We start from the raw sequence: 19,191 nt of genomic DNA on the forward strand, positions 1-19,191 counted from the left end.
GGTTTGTCGGACTATTGGTTTTGCGGCGCTTATACCCAGAACGGGCGCTGTGGCGAGGGGGTTCCATAAACGGCGTGATTGGCCCTGCGTTTGCATTGATGCCCCAGTTCTCTATGCTCAATGCCATTCCCAGCACTGACGGTTCAGCATCTGGCGCCTTTCGCCGGTGCGGAGCCGTTGCCACCACGGCAGGAGGGCCATTTCGTGAACGAGCAGATCCCCGCAACCAAGCCGGAGGACGCGCCGATTGATCCACCCCTGGTGGACCTGCCCATCAAGACCCACGACCGCGGATTCTACGACGGCTTCAGCCGCTCGGTGACCATTCCTTCCAAGATCATCGTGTCGCTCATCATCATGTGGGCCATCTTCTTTCCCGTCAGCGCGAACGAGACACTTTCGGCTGCCAACTTGACGATCATTTCGACCTTCTCCGGCTGGTACGTCTACCTTGTCGGCTCGCTGATGCTGGTGACGCTGGGACTGGCCCTGATCCCGCAAGCGGGCACCCTGCGCATCGGCGCGCCCGGCGAAAAGCCCGAATTCGGCCGCTTCAGCTGGTTCGCCATGCTGTTCGGGGCGGGCATCGGCATCGGCATGCTGACCTATTCCACCGGCGAGCCGCTGGCCCATTTCGCCAACAACCCCGACATCATCCGCGGTGACGCCGCGCCACTGTCAGCTGAAGCCGTGCGTCCGGCCTACATCTATACCTTTCTGCACTGGGGCCTGGCCGCATGGTCAAGCTACGGCCTGGTTGGGCTGGCGATCGGGTATGTGGCATATCGCCGCAACCTGCCGCTGACGATCCGCTCTGCCCTCGCGCCGCTGTTCGGCACGGTGATGTCGGGCCGGGCCGGCCACCTGGTCGACATCGTGGCAGTGGTCGCCACCATCCTTGGCGTGGCCGTAACCATGGGCTTCGGCGTCGAACAGTTCGTTGCTGGTCTCAACCGACTGGGCATGGGCGGCTGGCTGGTGGATGCCGAAGGCAGTTCGACCCCGGCAGCAATCATCGTCTCGCTCGTGCTGCTGGTGGGGGCCTCGACGTTCAGTGCGCTGTCGGGTGTCGGCAAGGGCATCAAGTGGTTGTCCAACCTCAACATGGGACTTTCTTTCACCTTGCTGGCGCTGTTCGCCGTCTTTGGCGCGGGCCTCTACAGTCTCGAACTGCTTGGTGTCGGGCTGTATGACTATCTGCGGACCTTGCCCGCCAAGGCCTTCACGCTGTTCCCCTCGGATGGAACTCCGGTGGGCGAGGCGCTGGTGCAGTGGCAACTCGACTGGAGCGTATTCTACTGGGCCTGGTGGATCGCCTTCGCGCCGTTCGTAGGCATGTTCATCGCCCGCATCTCGCGCGGCCGCACCGTGCGCGAATACGTGCTCGGCGTGCTGCTGGTGCCGTCGCTGATGTGCTTTGTCTGGATGACGCTGGTAGGCGGCACGGCGATCGACCTGGAACTGAGCGGTGCCGCGAACGGCAGTATCGTCAATGCCGGTATTTCGGATCAGCTCTACGCCACGCTGGCGGTCCTGTTCGACCCCGGTCTTGCCTGGGTGGTTTCTGCCCTCGTCGTCGTCCTGCTGATGACCTATCTCGTTACCAGCGCCGACAGCGCGATCCTGATCGTGAACACCATCAACGGTGCGGGTGAAACCGATGGCCAGCGCCGCCGGCACATCCTGTTCTGGGGTGCCGCGCTGGCCTTCATGGTCGGATCCATGCTGATCATCGGCGGGATCGATGCGATCCGGATTACGATGATCATCGGCGCGCTGCCATTCTCCGTCGTCGTCGCGCTGATGGCCATTTCCATCGTCAAGGCAGTGATATTCGACCTGATCCGCCAGCGGCACGGGGTGCCGACTACTGCAGAGGCTTGCGAGGAGTGGGAGGCTGCGCAAAACAAGGCGTAGTAACGATCAAGAAGCAATAGCGTGAATTCGAATAAAGAGAAAAATGGACTTTCGGAGCTATTGCAAGCAATATTCGGCCGTTTGCGTAAAAGTCATGTAAAATGACAAAAAGATATATGCATTGAAGTCACGACATTTCTCTATTTGATCTATGCTTACATAATTATTTTTATGTTGTTCTTATGCAACATATGAAATTGGACTCCAGCGAATTCCGGTGAGTCCGGTGGCATCCCCCAAATAGCCCCGCTATTCGCTCGCGCCGCGCGCATATTCTTTTGCGCTGGATATTTGTATGATCATGCGGCCCGGAACCGTCGTCGCGTGATCTCGCATTGCGACTTCAAAGGGGTATTCCAGAAATGTCGAAATTTACGAGCGGCGCGTCAGTTGGCGCGCTTGCCATTGCACTCGCAGCACCCGCCTTGGCGCAGGAGGCAGCCCCGGCTGCTCCCCAGGCGCGGCAGGGTGGTGTGGGCACCATCGTTGTTACCGCCACCAAGCGCGAAGAAGACCTGCAGGATGTGCCGATCTCGGTCCAGGCGCTCGGCGCAGAAGGCCTTGAAGAACTCAACATCGATACCTTCGAGGACTACCTCGACCAGCTGCCCACCGTCACGGCAGGCGGCAGCGGCCCCGGCCAGTCGACCATCTACATCCGCGGCCTGGCCTCGACCACGCCGAACCTGACCACGGCCGGTGTTGCCGGTCTCGCGCCCAACGTTGCCATGTACCTCGACGAGCAGCCGCTGGCGCAGCCGGGTCGCAACCTCGACGTCTATGCCGCTGACCTGTCGCGGATCGAGGTTCTCTCGGGGCCGCAGGGCACGCTCTTTGGTGCCAGCTCGCAGGCTGGTGTGGTCCGCCTGATAACCAACAAGCCGGACCTTTCCGGATTCGACGCCGGTGCATCGGCGGGAGTCAGCTTCACCCAAGGCGGCGAGACCTCGTACAAGGCGGAGGTCATGCTCAACGTGCCGGTGACCGACACCCTGGCACTGCGCGGCGTCGCCTATCTCGACCAGCAGGGTGGCTATATCGACAATGTCCAGGGCACACAGGACCTGAGCGAAAGCGCCCGCTTCCGCCCGGCCGGCACCGTGCGCGCCAACGGCGTGCCGGTGAGCGCCCTGCGCGCGGGTTTCCAGTCGACCGCGGACCTGTCGGACGTCAACTTCCTCGCGGCCGACAATGCCGGGCTCGTGGAAGAGGATTTCAACGATACGAGCTACGCCGGTTTCCGCGCCACTGCGCTGTGGGAGATCACGCCGGACTGGACGATCACCGTCGCCCATTCGCGCCAGAGCGTCGAGAGCGATGGCGTGTTCTTCGCCGATCCCGAGCTGGACGGCCTCGATGACCTGGAAATCCAGCGCTACGAGGAAGACCGGCTGGAAGACGATTTCAGCAACACCAGCTGGACCGTTGAAGGCCGCCTGGCCATGCTCGATGTGGTCTACACCGGTGCCTACACCGATCGCGAGACAGAGCAGCGCGTCGACTACACCGACTACATGTTCATCGGGCAGTACCTGCCGTATTACATCTGTGACGGCTCGGTCAGCTATCCTGGTGCTGCAGATCCCTCGGGCACCTGCCAGGCGCCCAACCTCTATGTGACCTCGGACAGCGACACGACCGTGTTCACGCAGGAACTGCGCTTCAGCACGCCACAGGACTGGCGCGTTCGCGCCACCGCCGGTGGTTTCTACTCCGACCTGGAACTGCGCGAGCGCAACGACTTCGCCTATCCGGGCAACGTGATCGCCCAGCCGTTCGGTCCGTTCGCGCCGAACTTCCCGCAGGCCGGCTACAATTCCGATCCCGGCCCGTTCCCGGCTGCAACCATCTTCCGCAACGACATCCGCCGGACGGACGAACAGATCGGCATTTTCGGCGAAGTCAGCTTCGACGTGGTGCCGGACCTACTGACGCTGACCTTGGGCGCGCGCTATTACGATATCGAAGTCGATTTCGAAGGCAGTGCCAACGGTTCGTTCTGCAATTCGGGGGCGGCGCAGGATGCCAATGCCTTCGGCACGGACCTGAACGACCTCTACGATGGTGATGGCAGCTATACCTTCATCAACTCGTGCAACGCGGACCTGCGCCAGACCTTCACGCTGGACGACAGCCTACAGGACATCATGGACGCCGGTCTTTCCGCCAGCCAGGCACAGCAGGTGTTCAATGCCGTCCGCGCGCCCGACACGGCGCAGACCGACGGGTTCATCTACAAGGGCACGATCCAGGTCACGCCCACTCCGGACACGCTGGTCTACGCGACCTATTCGGAAGGTTTCCGTCCGGGCCTGCTGAACCGTCCGGGTGGCGCCACCAATGGCGCGGGCTTCACCGTCCCGTTCGAACTGCAGACCGACGAGGTGCAGAACTACGAGATCGGCTGGAAGCTTGACCTGATCGACGGCCAGCTGCGCTTCAACGGCAGTGCCTTCTATGTCGACATCAGCCGCCTGCAGACGACGATCCTCGATCCCAGCATCACCAACCTGTTCTTCTCGGACAATGCGGCCAATGCAGAGATCTACGGTCTCGAGGCCGACTTCACCGTCGCGCCTTACTCGCTGCCGGGCTTTACCTTCGCCGGTGCCTTCTCGATTCTCGACACCGAGATCACCGAAGTGCTGACGCCGACCAACGACGTGGTCGTCGGTGAGCCGCTGGCCTTTGCTCCGGAATTCCAGGGCAATGTCCGCATCCGCTACGAATGGGACCTGTCGAACACGCTGGGTGCCTACATCCAGCCGCAGGTCACCTATTCGGCATCGAAGTTCACCGACATCATCGAGATCAACAAGCTCGAGCTGGAAAGCTACACCGTCGTCGATCTGGCTGCCGGTATCGAAGCGGACATGTGGCGCTTCGAGGTCTTCGGCGAGAACCTGTTCGACGAACGGGCGCAGATCTCGGGCAACTTCGTCAACGACCGCGCGCGGATCACCACCAACCGTCCGCTGACTGTCGGTTTCCGGGTCTCTTACGACTACTGATCCGCCTTCATGGCATGACAATCGGCGGGGGCGAACCATGGTTCGCCCCCGCTGTTTTGTATGTGCTGCCGGGCTTTGTTAGGGAGGCCGCATGAGCGACCGGGACGAGCAACTGAAGCTGGTGCAAAACGCGCTGCAGGCAGGCGACTTTGCACAGGGGCTGGCACTGGTCGAACCGGTGCTGGCTGTCGAACCAGACGATGCCGAGGCGCTCTACATGGCCGCCGTCGCCCTGCGCTACCTGCAGCGATATCCCGAAGCCGAAGCCAATTTGGCGCGCCTGCATGCCGTCATGCCCGAATATGGCCGCGCCTGGCAGGAGAGCGGTCACCTCGCCCGCGCCGAAGGCCGCAATGCCGATGCCGTCGCTGCCTACCAGCGCGCTACCCGGTTCAACCCGGCACTCGATGCCAGCTGGCGGGCGCTCGCAGACCTGCAATCCGGCGCGGAAACACGGGCGGCGCGGGCACAGGCAGAGCGCATTGCCGCCCTGCCGCGCGAGCTGGTGGCGGTCACCCACCACCTCCACGAAGGCCGCCTGCTGCGGGCAGAGGAAGTGTGCCGCCACTTCCTGCGCAACAACCCCAAGCACGTCGAGGGCATGCGCCTGCTGGCGCAGATCGGCATCAAGCTGGGGATCCTCGACGACGCCGAGTTCCTGCTGGAAAGCGCGACCGTGTTCGAACCGGCGAACGTGCAGGTCCGGCTCGACTATATCGACGCGCTGCGGCGGCGGCAGAAGTTCGCCAAGGCGCGCGAAGTGGCCGAGGCGCTCTACGACAGCGATCCGGGCAGCCCGCTGTTCCAGTCACACCTTGCCATCGAATCCATGCAGACGGGCGACTACGACCGCGCCTTTGCGCTGTTCGAACAGGTGCTGGAGAAGATTCCGGGCGATCCGGCGACGCTCACCAGCCGCGGTCATGCGCTCAAGACCACGGGCAGGAGCGACGAAGCCGTCGCCAGCTACCGTGCGGCCTTTTCCGCCAGGCCCGAACACGGCGATGCCTGGTATGCGCTGGCCAATCTCAAGACCTACGAGTTCACCGATGCCGAGATCGCGACGATGGAGCAGCAGGCGGCGCGCCCGGACTTGGCCTTCATGGACCGCGTCCACCTATCCTTTGCGCTCGGCAAGGCGCACGAAGATCGCAAGAATTACGAGGCCAGCTTCGGCTGGTACGAGAAGGGCAATGCCCTGAAGCGGGCGCAGACGCGCTACGATGCGGATGCCATGAGCGCGGAACTGGCCAAGCAGGCCGAGTTTTGCACGCCGGAGCTGTTTGCCAAGCACGCAGGTGCAGGCCATGCCGCTCCCGATCCGATATTCATCCTTGGCCTGCCGCGTGCGGGTTCGACCTTGCTGGAGCAGATCCTGGCCAGTCATTCGCAGGTCGACGGGACGCTGGAACTGCCGGATATCCTGGCGCTGGCGCACAGGCTCCGTGGACGCAAGGCGGGGCAGTCACGCTACCCGCAGGTGTTGCATGAACTCTCCGATGAGCAGCTGGCGACATTCGGCGAGCAGTTCATCGAGAACACCCGCATCCACCGCCAGGGCGCGCCGTTCTTCATCGACAAGATGCCCAACAACTTCCGCCATATCGGGCTGATCCACCTGATCCTGCCCAATGCCAAGATCATCGACGCCCGCCGCGCGCCGATGGATTGCTGTTTCTCCGGCTTCAAGCAGCTGTTCGCCGAGGGGCAGGAGTTCACTTACGGCCTCACCGAGATCGGCCGCTATTACACCGACTATGTCGACCTGATGCAGCATTGGGACGAGGTGTTGCCGGGCAAGGTGTTGCGGGTGCAGCACGAAGATGTGCTCGACGATCCCGAAGGGCAGATCCGCCGCATGCTCGACCATTGCGGCCTGCCGTTCGAAGATGCCTGCCTCAACTTCCACCAGACCGAACGCGCGGTGCGCACGGCCAGCAGCGAACAGGTGCGCCAGCCGCTCAACCGCAAGGGGCAGGGCGCCTGGTTGCCCTATGATCCGTGGCTGGGAGACCTGCGCCAGGCGCTGGGCGCTGCCTAGGCCATCCGCGCGCCGTCTGGCGCGTCGCCGTCAGGCCGGGCCAGCAGGATCGCGCCGTCTGCATCGGGGAAGCCCAGCACCAGCACTTCGGACATCAAGGGCCCGATCTGGCGCGGCGGGAAGTTGACCACGGCCATCACCTTGCTGCCCACCAGTCCTTCGGGCGAATAGTGGTCGGTGATCTGGGCCGAGCTTTTCTTCACCCCCAGCTCCGGACCGAAGTCGACCCACAGCTTGATCGCGGGCTTGCGCGCCTCCGGAAAGGGCTGTGCGTCGGTCACGGTGCCGCAGCGGATGTCCACCGCCATGAATTCGTCAAAGCTGATTTCGGTCATGAGCGGGTGCCTATGCGGGGTGCAGCGGCGAGTCCACCACCCGGTACTGGCGTAGCGGCGGCAAGACGATTAGGGGCGCAGGTGATGATGGCCTCGTTCAATTCTGTCCGCACCCTGCTGGTGGCGATCTTCATGCTGATGGCAGGCAGCGGCTTCCTGTCGACCCTGATCGCCGTGCGGCTGGAACAGGCGGGACAGGGTGCCTTGCTGATCGGCCTGATGGCCACGAGTTATTTCGGCGGGCTGACGCTGGGCGCGCTCAAGGTCGCACCGCTCATCGCGCGGGTCGGCCACATCCGCGCCTTTGCCGCCTTCGTTTCCTTCTATTCCGCCAGTTCGCTGTCCTACGCCATCATCGACAATGTCGCGGTGTGGACCTTGCTGCGCTTTGCCGATGGCTTCGTGATGAGCGGTGTCTTCGTCTGTCTCGAAAGTTGGCTCAACCGCGTGGCCCGGCCGGACAACCGCAGCGCTATCCTGGCGTCCTATATGATCGCGCTCTATTCCGGGCAGGCGGTGGGGCAGTTCCTGCTCAACCTGGGTGACAACGCCCCGGCGCTTCCCTTCATGGCGTCAGCCGTCCTGCTGTCGCTTTCGGTCCTGCCGGTGGTGCTGACCAAGATCCAGCAGCCAACCATCGAAGCCTCGGCACCCTTCTCGCTCAAGCGGCTCTACGAGGCTTCGCCGCTGGGCATTCTGGGGACGCTGGCGACCGGCGTGATGCTGGGTGCCTTCTACGCGCTGGGTGCCGTCTTCGTGCAGCGGGTGGGCCTGCCGTTGTCGCAGGTGGCATTGTTTACCTCCTGCGTGATCAGCGGCGGTGTCGTGATGCAATATCCCCTCGGCCGCCTGTCGGACCGGTTCGACCGGCGCAGGGTGATCATCGCCTGCATGGTGGTGACTGCCATGCTTTGCGCAGGTATCGCCATGGTGCGTGAGCCGCTGGCAATCTTTGCCGTCGGCGCGTTGTTCGGCGGCTTCGCCTTCGCGCTCTATCCGCTGTGCGTGGCGCACTCCAACGACCATCTCGACGAAAGCGAACGCGTTGGCGCGAGCAGCGGGCTGGTGCTGGTCTATTCGGTCGGTGCGGCGGGCGGCCCCATGCTCGGGTCGGTCGCCATGGCAAGTTTCGGCCCGGCCGGGCTGTTCGCTGCCATCGGTGCCATCGCGCTGGCGGGCGCGCTGTTCGGCTTCTGGCGCATGGCCGTCAGCAAACCGGTCCCGGAAGCGGAGCAGCAGGACTTCCAGTCGCTGCCTCGCACCACGCCGATGGCTGCCGTGCTGGAGGACGAAGGATAGGGGGCGCTCAGCCGGTCAGCCGGTTGGTGAAATCCACCCAGGGGTCAAGCTTCGGTAACAGCGTCGGCAGCGAGCGCTGGATCAGCACCATCGCGGCAATGACAATGGTGGCCTTGTGGATGTGTCCCAATGCCCGCCGGTCGTGCCAGGCTATGGCGGCGACGAAGGCCAGCTGGGAAGCAATGCTGAGCACCTCCGAATAGGGCAAGGCGCCCAGCAGGCGATTGAAGCCGGCGGCGGCCACCATCAACGTGGCGCCGAACATCAATCGCCGGTGCCATTGGGTGTTTCGCCGCATGGCCACGGCCCAGCCGATCAGGCCAACGAAAGTCAGTGTATCGGCCGTGCCCAGCGCGGTGAACCCGGCAGGAGTGAATTGCGGCCCGAGGCGGCCCTCGGTGATGACCGCGATGGTCACGACGTAATTGGCCACGATGATTGCCGCGACGAGCGCCATCGCCAGCCAGCCAAGCATTCGGTGCCAAGCCAGGTTGCCGCGATAGATGAGCCAGTTCTGCATGCAGAAGATGCCGAGCCAGCCCACCAGCAGCAGGGCGTGGGTATGCAGGCGCAGCGGCGCGCCGATCGGATCGGTAATGCCGCGGGCGGCCAGTTGTCCGAAGCCGGTCAGGATCAGCACTGTCAGGATCACCGACAGGCCAAGGAAGAACCCCTGGTCCGCGCGGTAATTGCGTGGATCGACGTGAGTTTTGGTAACAGACGCAGTTGTTGCCATGGTGCCTCTCCCCCTGGCAGCCATGCGACCGGGACTGAGAGTGTCACATCCCGGTCAGGAGTCAATCGCTCCGGAGACCTGCCATGCCTGTCCGCTCCGGCTGACCATGCCGCGCTTCTCCAGGTCGAGCAGGTGCGCGAGCACGCTTTGCGTGGCGGCCGGCCAGAGGCGTTCGTCGACACCCTTGTACATGACCGGGATCAGCGCCGAGACCTCGCTCGGGCTATCGACAAGCAGCTTCAATACCTGCCGCTCGCGAGCCCGGCGATGGCCGATCATCCCGCGCACCAGCTGGCGCGGCTTGGTGACCGCGGGTCCGTGGGCGGGGTAGTAGATGCGGTCCTGCTCGCGCTCGTAAAGGCGGGCAAGGCTGGCCATGTAATCGGCCATGTCGCCATCGGGCGGCACCACCACGCTGGTGGACCAGCCCATCACATGATCGCCGGTGAACATCGCCCCGCTTTCCTCCAGCGCGTAGCACAGGTGGTTCGACGTATGGCCGGGAGTGGCGACGGCGCGCAGGGTCCAGCCGGTGCCGGTCATGGCTTCGCCGTCCTCCAGCACGCGCAGGGGATCGTAGGCGCTGTCGAACGGGGCATCGACACGCGGCCAAGAGTCATCAGGGCTGCTTTCGATCACCAGCGGCGCGCATCCGACTACCGGCGCGCCGGTCGCCTCGGCCAAGGGGGCGGCGGCAGGCGAATGGTCGCGGTGGGTGTGGGTGCACATGATTGCGCGGACGGGGCGTCCGGCGATGGCGGCGTTGAGCGCGGCGAGGTGGTCTTCGTCCGCAGGGCCGGGGTCGATCACCGCCAGGTCCTCGGTGCCCACTAGGTAGGTCTGCGTGCCGGTAAAGGTATAGGGCGAGGCATTGGCCGCCAGGACGCGCGCTACCAGCGGTTCGAGTTGTTCGACTTCTCCAGTCGGCCAGGGTTGCGGGGGCAGGGCCATATTGCGCATATGGCGGGCGAGGAGAGGAATGCCAATGATAGACCCGCTGATCCTGGTGCTTGACGAAGGAACGACCTCCACCCGGGCCATGCTGTTCGGGCAGGACGGGGCGCTGCACGGGGTGGCGCAGCAGGAACTGACGCAGCACTATCCGCAAAGCGGCTGGGTCGAACACGATGCCGCCGAGATCTGGGACAAGACGCTCGCCTGCGCACGCGACATGGTGGAACAGGCGGGCGGGGCGGATCACGTGGCTGCCATTGGCATCACCAACCAGCGCGAGACCGTGGTGGCCTGGGACAAGGCGACCGGCGAACCGCTGACCCGCGCGATCGTCTGGCAGGACCGGCGCACGGCGGCCTTCTGCGCCGAACTGAAGGCGGCGGGTCACGAGGACACGGTTCGTGACAAGACCGGGCTTCTGCTCGATCCCTATTTCTCCGGCACCAAGATGCGCTGGATGCTCGACAACGTGCCTGCGATTCGTGCGGCGGCAGATGCGGGAACGCTCGCCCTAGGTACGGTCGAAAGCTGGCTGGTGTGGAAACTGTCGGGCGGGGCGCACCACGTCACCGATGCCAGCAATGCCAGCCGCACCTTGCTGCTGGCGCTGGAAGGCGGTCAATGGGACGCGGACCTGTGCGACCTGCTGGGCGTACCCGTCACGGCCTTGCCCGAAGTGATCGACTGCGCGGGCGAGCTTGCCCATGCCGATCCGGAACTGCTCGGCGCCGCGATCCCGGTCTGCGGCATGGCGGGAGACCAGCAGGCGGCCACCATCGGGCAGGGCTGTCTCGACCCCGGCCAGACCAAGGCGACTTACGGCACGGGCGCTTTCGTGCTCGCCAATACCGGCACCCACGTTCCTGCCTCACAGAACCGCCTGCTCGGCACGGTGCTCTACCAGGTGCACGGGGAGCGCCACTACGCCATCGAGGGCGCGGTCTTCGTTGCCGGAAGCCTCATCAAGTACCTGCGCGATACGCTGGGCCTGATCGAAGCCGCGGAAGAGACCGAAGAGCTAGCCCGTTCGATCGACAGTTCCGGCGGCGTCGTAGTGGTCCCCGCGCTGTCAGGCCTTGGTGCGCCGCACTGGCGGCCCGAGGCGCGCGGGATCATCTCCGGGCTCGGCTTCGACACTGGCCGCGCGCACATCGCCCGCGCCGCGCTGGAGGCCATGGCGCACCAGACCCGCGACCTTGCGCAAGCCTATGCCGCAGACGGTGCCCAGTGGACCGGCCTGCGGATCGACGGCGGCATGGCGGTGAACGACTGGATGGCACAGGACATTGCGAACCTGCTCGGCCTGCCGGTGACGCGGCCCGATTTCGTCGAGACCACGGCGTTGGGCGCAGCCATGCTGGCGGCGGTCGGTTGCGGGATGCACGGATCGCTCAAGGACGCAGCCGAGACCATGATCGGCGCAACGCAGCGCTTCGAACCGGCGATGGCAGATAGCGTGCGTGCCGAACGGCTGGCACGCTGGGATGCGGCGATCGCGAAAGTCTAGCCGAAAGCGTAGCCCAGCCGTTCGCGCAGGCGGTGGACTGCTGCCGGTCGCAATTCGAAACGGTCGCGCCATGCCCGGTCGAGCCGCTGGATACGCGCGTAGAAGGCCGCCGAGCGGTCTACCAGATCGACAATGTAGGGTGCCATCATAGCGCGCTGCTCCGGATCGGCCTCGGGCTGCGGCGGCGGCAGCCGGCCGTGGTGGCGCAACTGGAACTCGGTGATCTCGCCGGCGAAATAGGCCTTCTGGTTAAGTAGCCAGGCAACCGCATGCATCATCCGGGTGGTCGTGCGCAGCGCCTCACAGCTCATCGCGACGCGGGCATTGCTGGCATCGATGTCGGTCACTTCGAACCGGTCGCTGAAATCGAAAGCCGCGCGCGCCTCGTCCGCCAGCAGCAGCGCGTCCTCGTACAGGGTCTCGATAATCGAGGGTGATATGGTGGCCGGTTCCGACATGGGAAGCCGCATTAGCAAGCTCTCATTTACCGCGCCACGTCCGCGATGGTTAATCTCGACAAGGATTCAGTGCTGTCCCGTTCAGAAACGGAATTGCGACTACGTAGGGGCTGATTGACGATTGGTCCTCAGGCGATGATGTCGGGCGTGAGGTAGTCTTCGATATGCGCGATCTGGTCTTTCAGGCGTAGCTTGCGCTTCTTCAGCCGCGCGACCTGCAGCTGGGCCGGCCCGCCAGCGTCCACCAGTGCGGAGATCGCGATGTCGAGGTCGCGGTGCTCCACCTGCAGGACGGCCAACCGTTTGCGCATCTCGTCTTCGGTCATCCAGCCGCAGCCCTTCTCCGTCCCGTTGTCGGCGACGCATCGCCATCGCGAGGCAATTCGTCGTCATGAGGTTGGAGAATTACGACTATTATGATTTTATGACAATCACGCGGCGTCCGCCGTATGCGAGTCGCCGCTCGGGTTGTCCTAGATGCCGGGTTCTCCGGCCATGACCGAGAAGGAGACTGCACATGGAATCTTCGCACGTCCACGCCCTCCAGGCCAAACACCAAGGTCTCGAAAAGCGTTTGCATGAAGAGATGAACCGGCCCTCTCCCGACAGTGCGAAAATCCAGGAACTCAAGAAGGCGAAGCTGCGCATCAAGGAAGAGATTGCGCTGCATTGATGTCTTTGGCGCGGTGCTTCGGATGACGATCGCACCACTCACGATTTGCAAATGAAGTTCCGTGCTATAGGCGGTCTGCAATGACTGCTGTCGCTTCCGCCCGTCAAATCCTCACCCGCCTGCACGAGGTGATGGCTTCACGTACCCACGCGCAGGCCAAGCTGAACCAGGTGGTGGATATCATCGGCGAGGCGCTCGATAGCGAAGTATGCTCGATCTACCTCCTGCGCGAGGGAATGCTGGAGCTGTTCGCTACCCGCGGCCTGAACCAGGCGGCGGTGCACGTCACCCGGCTGGGTGTGGGCGAGGGACTCACTGGCACCATCGCCCAGAACATCGAGACGCTGAACCTCGACGAGGCCGCGACTCATCCGGAATTCCAGTACAAGTCCGAAACCGGCGAAGAAAAGTTCCACTCCTTCGCGGGCGTGCCGATTGTCCGGCGCGAACGCGCCATCGGCGTGCTCACCGTGCAGCACGTCGAACCGCGCAAGTACGCGGAAGTCGAGATCGAGGCGCTGCAGACGGTCGCCATGGTGCTGGCCGAACTGATCCACAATGCCGGTCTCGTCGACGCCGAAGCGCTGGGCCAGCGCAGCGAAGCACATAGCGGGCAAGAGGTGATCGAAGGCCTCAGGCTGGTGAAAGGCCTCGCCCTGGGCAAGGCCGTGTTCCACCAGCCGCGTGTGCATATCGAGCAGACCGTGGCCGAAGATGTCGAGGCAGAGCGCGAGCGCGTCTACCTCGCCTTCGACCGCATGCGCGAACAGATCGACAACATGGCCAAGCAGGCCGAATTCGGCACCGGCGGCGAGCACGAGCAGGTGCTCGAGACCTACAAGATGTTCGCCTACGACGAAGGCTGGAGCCGCCGCATCAACGAGGCAATCGATTCCGGCCTCACCGCCGAGGCCGCGATCGAGCGCGTGCAGCAGCGCACCCGCATGCGCATGCGCGAGATCCAGGACCCGTTGCTGCAGGACCGCATGCACGACCTGGAGGACCTCGCGAACCGGTTGATCCGCATCGTCTCCGGTCAGCTGGAAACCGCTGCGCAAAAGGGCTTGAGCCAGGATTCGGTACTGGTGGCCAAGAACCTCGGCCCGGCAGAGCTGCTCGAATACGACAAGCGCCGGTTGAAGGGCGTGGTGCTGGAGGAAGGCTCGCTGACAGCGCACGTGGTGATCGTGGCAAGGGCCATGGGCGTGCCGGTTATCGGCCGTGCGCGCAATGTTCGCGGCAAGGTGCGCGAAGGCGACGAGATGCTGGTCGATGGGGATGCGGGCAAGGTCACTCTCCGCCCCTCATCGAGTGTGCTCTCGGCCTTCGAGGCACGCTTCGCCCGCAACAAGGAAAAGCAGGCAGAATATGCCAAGCTGCGCGATGTCGAACCGTTCACGCGCGATGGCGAGCGGATCAGCGTAATGATGAACGCCGGTCTGCGCGACGATGTCGGGATGCTGGCGATGACGGGTGCGGACGGGATCGGGCTGTACCGTACCGAGTTCCAGTTCCTCGTCTCCTCCGCCTTGCCCCAGCGCGAGCGGCAGGCGCGGCTTTATCGCGACGTGCTCGAAGCCGCGAAGGGCAAGCCGGTGGTGTTTCGCACGGTGGATATCGGCGGCGACAAGACGCTGCCCTACATCTCCAGCGAGACGGCCAAGGAGGACGAGAACCCTGCCATGGGCTGGCGCGCGCTGCGGCTGGCGCTGGAACGCGAAGGCCTGATGAAAGCCCAGGCACGCGCCCTGCTGGAAGGCGCGGCCGGACGCGAGCTCAATGTCATGTTCCCCATGGTTGCCGAACCGTGGGAGTTCGACGCCGCGAAAGAGGTGTTCGACCAGCAGCTCGCCCATCTCAAGAAGCGCAAGCACCAGTTGCCCAGCGCGATCAATTACGGCGTCATGCTGGAAGTGCCCTCGCTGGCCGAGACGCTGGACCTGCTGCTGCCGCGGTTGAGTTTTATCTCGATCGGCACCAACGACCTGACGCAGTTCCTGTTCGCCGCGGATCGCGCCAATCCCATGCTGGCGGAACGCTATGACTGGGTCAGCCCCTCGATCCTGCGTTTCCTGCGCCGCGTGGTGCAGAACTGCGTCGGCCACCCGGTAAAGCTGGGTGTCTGCGGGGAGATGGGCGGACGCCGGCTGGAAGCGCTGGCACTGCTTGGCCTCGGCATCCGCCGTCTGTCGATCACGCCCGCCGCAGTTGGCCCGATCAAGGAGTTGATACGCAAGGTCGATACGCGGGAAATCGGCCAGGCCATGAGCGGCTGGCTGGCATCGCCCCCGGCAGATATGCGCGCTGCATTGCAGGCCTGGGCCGAGGAGCGCGGCATCGAAGTGGAATAGGGTGCCAAAAACGGCGGAATAGCTTGACTCAGCACTGGGCAGGCGATTTCAATTGTCACATAGGGTTCGCATATTTCCCAGCGCCCCCAGCTGGAGCGGTAATGACCGATTCTGAAGACGAAATTGATGTAAACGAGGCCGCCGAGGCGCCCCCGCCGCCTCCGGGCGTCGGCCCGCAGCTGCGCGCCGCGCGCGAGAAGAAAGGCCTGACGCTGGACCAGCTGGCGGCAGAGACGCGCATTTCGCGCCACGCGCTGGAACTCATCGAGGCAGGCAATTTCACGGACCTGGCCGGACGCACCTATGCCGTCGGCTTTGCCAAGACCTTTGCCAAGGCCGTGGGGCTCGACCAGGGTGATGTCGCTGCCATGGTGCGTGCCGAGATGGACGAGCTGGCGGTCGAAGAGAACTATGATCCGGCCCACCGCCGGCCCTTCGAACCGGGAGATCCGGCGCGTTCGCCCGGTGGTGGACTGCTGTGGTTCTCGCTGTTTGCCATCGTCGTGCTGCTGGTGGGCATCTTCTTTGCCGCCCGCGCGCTGTTCACGCCCGCCGCCGAAATGCCTTCGCTGATCGAACAGCAGGAGCAGGAAGAAGCTGCTGCGTTGGCAGAGGCAGAACCCGAAGAGGCCGAGGTCGAGGCCGATGCGCCTGTCGACGCCAGCGGGGCGGTGGTCTTCACCGCACAGGGGGAAACCTGGGTGCGCTTCTACGAGGCCGATGGCCGCGTGCTGCAGGAAGGCACCATGCGGCAAGGCGACAGCTTTACGATCCCCGCTGATGCCGTGGCCCCGCAGATCATCACCGGCCGACCGGACCTGCTGGCGATCACCGTTGGCGGCAGCCCGGTGCGCAAGCTTTCGAACGATCCCGAGACGCTGCAGGACGTGGCGATCTCTGCCGAAGCCTTGCTGGCCCGCCCCAGCGGTGGTGACGTGATCGGCTTCAGGCTCGGCACTGGCGGTCCGGTCACGGCGGATGAGGCGCCGACAGCGACGCCAACGCGCGCTCCGGCCTCGCGCCCGACGGCAACGCCGTCGCCTTCACCCACACCCGCAGCAACCGCCACGCCGAGGCCCACCGCGAGCGCGTCAGCCACCGCGACGCCCGAGCCGAGCACCGCCGCTACCGCCCCGCCGCGCGCCGAACCGGCGGAACCCGCCGAAAATCCGGTCTCACCGCCGGTCTAAACTGTCGGAAACCATGGCTTCTCGGTGAATATCCGGTATTTGGCGGTTCCACCCAATGGTTAATCGGCTATCTTGGCGCGAAATGGCAGGGTGTCCCTGTGTGCACAGCGATTTTGAGGAGAAAGCTGGCGATGAAAGCCCGGTCGAACACCCCCTTTGCAATAGGTCGCGCGGCGATTTTCGCCGGACTGGTTGCCGTGGCCGTTCCCGTCCCTGCCGCAGCGCAGGTGGATTCGCGCCTCGAACGCATCGAGCGCGAGATCAACGCCCTGCAGCGCGCCGTCTTCCCGGGCGGTGACGAACGGTTCTTCGAGCCTGAGATTACCCCGCAGGCGGCTACTACTACCGGCAATGCCAACACGCAGGCCACGACTTCGGCGCTGACAGACGTGCTGGCGCGGCTCGATGCGATCGAGCAGCAGCTGGCCCGCCTTACCGCAGCGACCGAAGTCAACGAGAACGCGCTCGCTACGCTGGAGATGCGGATACTCGAACTCGAAGCCAGCGCCATCGCCGTGCCCGAAGAAGCCGTCACCACGGCCGCCACCGAAACGGGCTCCGATGCCACCGGCGTGATCGAGGCTCCAGGTGAAGATGCCGTCGAGGTCGCCGCCGATAACGCGGAGACCGCCGGCCCCAGCGACGAGCGGCTTGCCGCAGTGCAGGCCATCGCCAAGCCCGCCACGGGCGACCAGGGCGACGATGAATATGTCTATGGCTTCCGCCTGTGGGATGCTGGCTTCTATCCCGAAGCGCAGCAGCAGCTGGCGCTGTTCGTGGAGGCCTATCCCGACCACTGGCGCACGACCTATGGCCGCAACCTGCTGGGCCGCGCCTTCCTCGACGATGGCAACCCGCGCTCGGCAGCGACGCACTTCCTCGAGAACTACCAGGCCGACCCTGCCGGTGCCCGCGCGCCGCACAGCCTGCTCTTCCTGGCGGAATCGATGATCGAACTGGGTGACACCCGCCGCGCCTGCATCGCCCTGTCTGTGTTCGGCGAAGAATATCCGGCGCTGGCGGCTGGCGAGATGCTGGGCCAGTACGAAGGCTTGAGTGGCCGCGTCGACTGCAATTGATGCGGCCCTGGTCGCGCGCTTCAGGGAAGCGCTCGACCAGTTGAACCCCGATGGTGGCAAGCTCGGCCTCGCCGTCAGCGGCGGGCCGGACTCCATGGCCATGCTACTGCTGGCGCATGAAGCGATCCCGGGCGGCTTCGAGGTGGCGACGGTCGACCATGGCTTGCGGCCAGAGGCCAAGGATGAGTGCGCGCTGGTGGTTGCGGCCTGCGAGGAGCGCGGTTTGCCGTGCGAGGTGCTGTCTGTTGAGGTCGGCGAAGGCAATGTGCAGGCGCAGGCGCGCGCCGCCCGATACAAGGCGCTGGCCGATTGGGCCGAGCGCCGCGATCTCGCGGCCATCGCCACCGCGCACCATGTCGACGACCAGGCAGAAACACTGCTGATGCGCCTCAACCGCGGTAGCGGCGTTGCCGGATTAGCCGGCGTGCGCGCGTCGCAAAGGCGCGCGGACCTGCAGGTGGCGATCATTCGCCCGCTGCTGGGTTTTGCGCGGGCAGAGCTTGCCGAAATCATCGCCGGCGCGGGGCAGGCAGTGGCCAGCGATCCGAGCAATTCCGATCCCCGTTATGACCGCGTGCGCATGCGTCAGGTGCTGGCCGACTGCGACTGGCTCGATCGGTCAGCGCTGGCACAGTCTGCCAGCCATCTGGCGGAGGCCTACGAAGCCTTGCAGGACTATGCGCAAGTGCTCTGGCCGCAGATGGTGACGCAGACCGCTGATGGCTTCGTTCTCACTCCCGGTTCCTCGCGCGAGATGAACCGGAGGCTGCTGGCCATGGTGATGCAGGAAATGGGCGGCAAGCCGCGCGGCGGGGACGTTGCCAGGCTGCTCACCCGGCTGGAGCAGGGCGAGGGCGGTAATGTCGCGGGGATTCTTGCAAAGGTGAAGAACGGCGTCTGGGAACTGGTTCCCGAACCGCCCCGCCAGACAGGCTAGGTATCGGTCCGCAGACTGCCGCCGACGCCGGTCATAACGCCGTCGGTAATAATCACCACGTCGCCGATCTCGGCTACATCGAACAGGCGCGAGGCGAACTCGTCTGGCACCGAAATACACCCGTGGCTGGCATAGCCGCGCTCCACGGTCGAGCCGCCGTGAACCGCAACGCCGTCCCAGGTCAGCCGCAGCGTCCAGGGCATGGGGGCATTGTTGTACTGTTCGGAAACGTTGTCGCGTTCCTTGGTCAGGATCGGGAAGGTACCGGTGGGCGTCGGGTGCTCGGGCGTACCCAGCAGGGCCGCCGCCGCGCCGATTTCATAGCCGTTGCGGAACACGCTGATCACGCGTGCCTGCAGGTCCACGGTCATTACCAGCGGACCATCGGGAACGCCTTCGTCGTCCCAGTGCCACTCGCCGTAACGGATCGGGCCTTCGATGGGCAGTACGCGCTTGATGACGAAGGGATCGTCCGGGTCGAAGGCAGGGGCTTCCTGCACCATTTCGGTTGAGACAAATTCGATGGCATCGTCGACCGCGGCAGAACCCTGCGCGATAATATCGGTGCCGTCGTCGCTCTGGCCGAAAGCCATGGCTCCGCCCGCGACTGCCGCCACGGCCATGGAGAGGCCCGCGATCCATTTCATGCCCGTGTTCATGGTGCGCACCATGCGCCAAAACGCGGCTTTGCGCCACCATGCAG

16 protein-coding genes are annotated in these 19,191 nt (G+C 64.5%); 10 read left to right on the forward strand and 6 right to left on the reverse strand.

Annotated features, from left to right (window positions below):
- The first annotated feature begins 204 nt into the window (after positions 1-204).
- From AAEO60_RS01505 to AAEO60_RS01515, 3 genes are all read left to right on the forward strand, one after another.
- Entirely contained in the window at positions 205-1,917 is a 1,713-nt protein-coding gene (locus AAEO60_RS01505) for a BCCT family transporter (RefSeq protein WP_341671871.1), read from the forward strand.
- Between the two features lie 362 nt (positions 1,918-2,279).
- A complete protein-coding gene (locus tag AAEO60_RS01510; RefSeq protein ID WP_341671872.1) occupies positions 2,280-4,928 on the forward strand; it encodes a TonB-dependent receptor in 2,649 nt (882 codons plus the stop codon).
- 91 nt (positions 4,929-5,019) lie between these two features.
- Positions 5,020-6,969, forward strand: a complete 1,950-nt coding sequence (locus AAEO60_RS01515; RefSeq protein WP_341671873.1) for a tetratricopeptide repeat-containing sulfotransferase family protein — start codon at positions 5,020-5,022, stop codon at positions 6,967-6,969.
- On the opposite strand, the gene AAEO60_RS01520 is transcribed toward AAEO60_RS01515, so the two are convergent.
- Positions 6,966-7,304 carry a tRNA-binding protein gene (locus AAEO60_RS01520; RefSeq protein WP_341671874.1) on the reverse strand — a complete coding sequence of 113 codons (339 nt, stop codon included), beginning with the start codon at positions 7,302-7,304 and terminating at the stop codon, positions 6,966-6,968. The two genes, AAEO60_RS01515 and AAEO60_RS01520, sit on opposite strands and share 4 nt — an antisense overlap.
- Positions 7,305-7,388: 84 nt before the next feature.
- Between AAEO60_RS01520 and AAEO60_RS01525 the strand changes: the two genes are divergently transcribed.
- Positions 7,389-8,603 carry an MFS transporter gene (locus tag AAEO60_RS01525; RefSeq protein WP_341671875.1) on the forward strand — a complete coding sequence of 405 codons (1,215 nt, stop codon included), beginning with the start codon at positions 7,389-7,391 and terminating at the stop codon, positions 8,601-8,603.
- A gap of 7 nt (positions 8,604-8,610) precedes the next feature.
- Here the strand turns inward: AAEO60_RS01525 and AAEO60_RS01530 are convergent, their stop codons facing one another.
- Complete coding sequence (locus AAEO60_RS01530; RefSeq protein WP_341671876.1) at positions 8,611-9,339, reverse strand: hypothetical protein; 729 nt, start codon at positions 9,337-9,339, stop codon at positions 8,611-8,613.
- A gap of 54 nt (positions 9,340-9,393) precedes the next feature.
- On the reverse strand, positions 9,394-10,290 hold the full coding sequence (locus AAEO60_RS01535; protein WP_341671877.1) for an MBL fold metallo-hydrolase: 897 nt from the start codon (positions 10,288-10,290) through the stop codon (positions 9,394-9,396).
- A 34-nt stretch (positions 10,291-10,324) separates the two neighbouring features.
- On the opposite strand from AAEO60_RS01535, the gene glpK reads away from it, so the two are divergent.
- On the forward strand, positions 10,325-11,800 hold the full coding sequence (glpK, locus tag AAEO60_RS01540; RefSeq protein WP_341671878.1) for a glycerol kinase GlpK: 1,476 nt from the start codon (positions 10,325-10,327) through the stop codon (positions 11,798-11,800).
- Here the strand turns inward: glpK and AAEO60_RS01545 are convergent.
- The gene (locus tag AAEO60_RS01545; protein ID WP_341671879.1) at positions 11,797-12,258 is read right to left on the reverse strand and encodes a DUF1465 family protein; all 462 of its coding nucleotides are present in this window, start codon (positions 12,256-12,258) and stop codon (positions 11,797-11,799) included. The two genes, glpK and AAEO60_RS01545, sit on opposite strands and share 4 nt — an antisense overlap.
- 128 nt (positions 12,259-12,386) lie before the next feature.
- Positions 12,387-12,584, reverse strand: a complete 198-nt coding sequence (locus AAEO60_RS01550; protein ID WP_341671880.1) for a YdcH family protein — start codon at positions 12,582-12,584, stop codon at positions 12,387-12,389.
- A gap of 191 nt (positions 12,585-12,775) precedes the next feature.
- Here AAEO60_RS01550 and AAEO60_RS01555 point away from each other — a divergent pair, with 191 nt between their 5' ends.
- The 5 genes from AAEO60_RS01555 (at position 12,776) to tilS (ending at position 18,488) form a co-directional block, all read left to right on the forward strand.
- Complete coding sequence (locus AAEO60_RS01555) at positions 12,776-12,931, forward strand: YdcH family protein (RefSeq protein ID WP_341671881.1); 156 nt, start codon at positions 12,776-12,778, stop codon at positions 12,929-12,931.
- Between the two features lie 80 nt (positions 12,932-13,011).
- Complete coding sequence (ptsP, locus tag AAEO60_RS01560) at positions 13,012-15,282, forward strand: phosphoenolpyruvate--protein phosphotransferase (RefSeq protein WP_341671883.1); 2,271 nt, start codon at positions 13,012-13,014, stop codon at positions 15,280-15,282.
- A gap of 101 nt (positions 15,283-15,383) precedes the next feature.
- Entirely contained in the window at positions 15,384-16,472 is a 1,089-nt protein-coding gene (locus AAEO60_RS01565) for a helix-turn-helix domain-containing protein (RefSeq protein ID WP_341671884.1), read from the forward strand.
- A 131-nt stretch (positions 16,473-16,603) separates the two neighbouring features.
- A complete protein-coding gene (locus tag AAEO60_RS01570) occupies positions 16,604-17,551 on the forward strand; it encodes a tetratricopeptide repeat protein (protein ID WP_341671885.1) in 948 nt (315 codons plus the stop codon).
- Complete coding sequence (tilS, locus tag AAEO60_RS01575) at positions 17,529-18,488, forward strand: tRNA lysidine(34) synthetase TilS (RefSeq protein ID WP_341671886.1); 960 nt, start codon at positions 17,529-17,531, stop codon at positions 18,486-18,488. The genes AAEO60_RS01570 and tilS overlap by 23 nt, the downstream gene beginning before the upstream one ends.
- On the opposite strand, the gene AAEO60_RS01580 is transcribed toward tilS, so the two are convergent.
- The gene (locus AAEO60_RS01580) at positions 18,485-19,147 is read right to left on the reverse strand and encodes a L,D-transpeptidase family protein (RefSeq protein WP_341671887.1); all 663 of its coding nucleotides are present in this window, start codon (positions 19,145-19,147) and stop codon (positions 18,485-18,487) included. The two genes, tilS and AAEO60_RS01580, sit on opposite strands and share 4 nt — an antisense overlap.
- Positions 19,148-19,191 lie beyond the last annotated feature (44 nt).

The sequence above is a fragment of the Aurantiacibacter gilvus genome (genome assembly GCF_038289935.1).
Classification (GTDB): Bacteria; Pseudomonadota; Alphaproteobacteria; order Sphingomonadales; family Sphingomonadaceae; genus Alteraurantiacibacter; species Alteraurantiacibacter gilvus.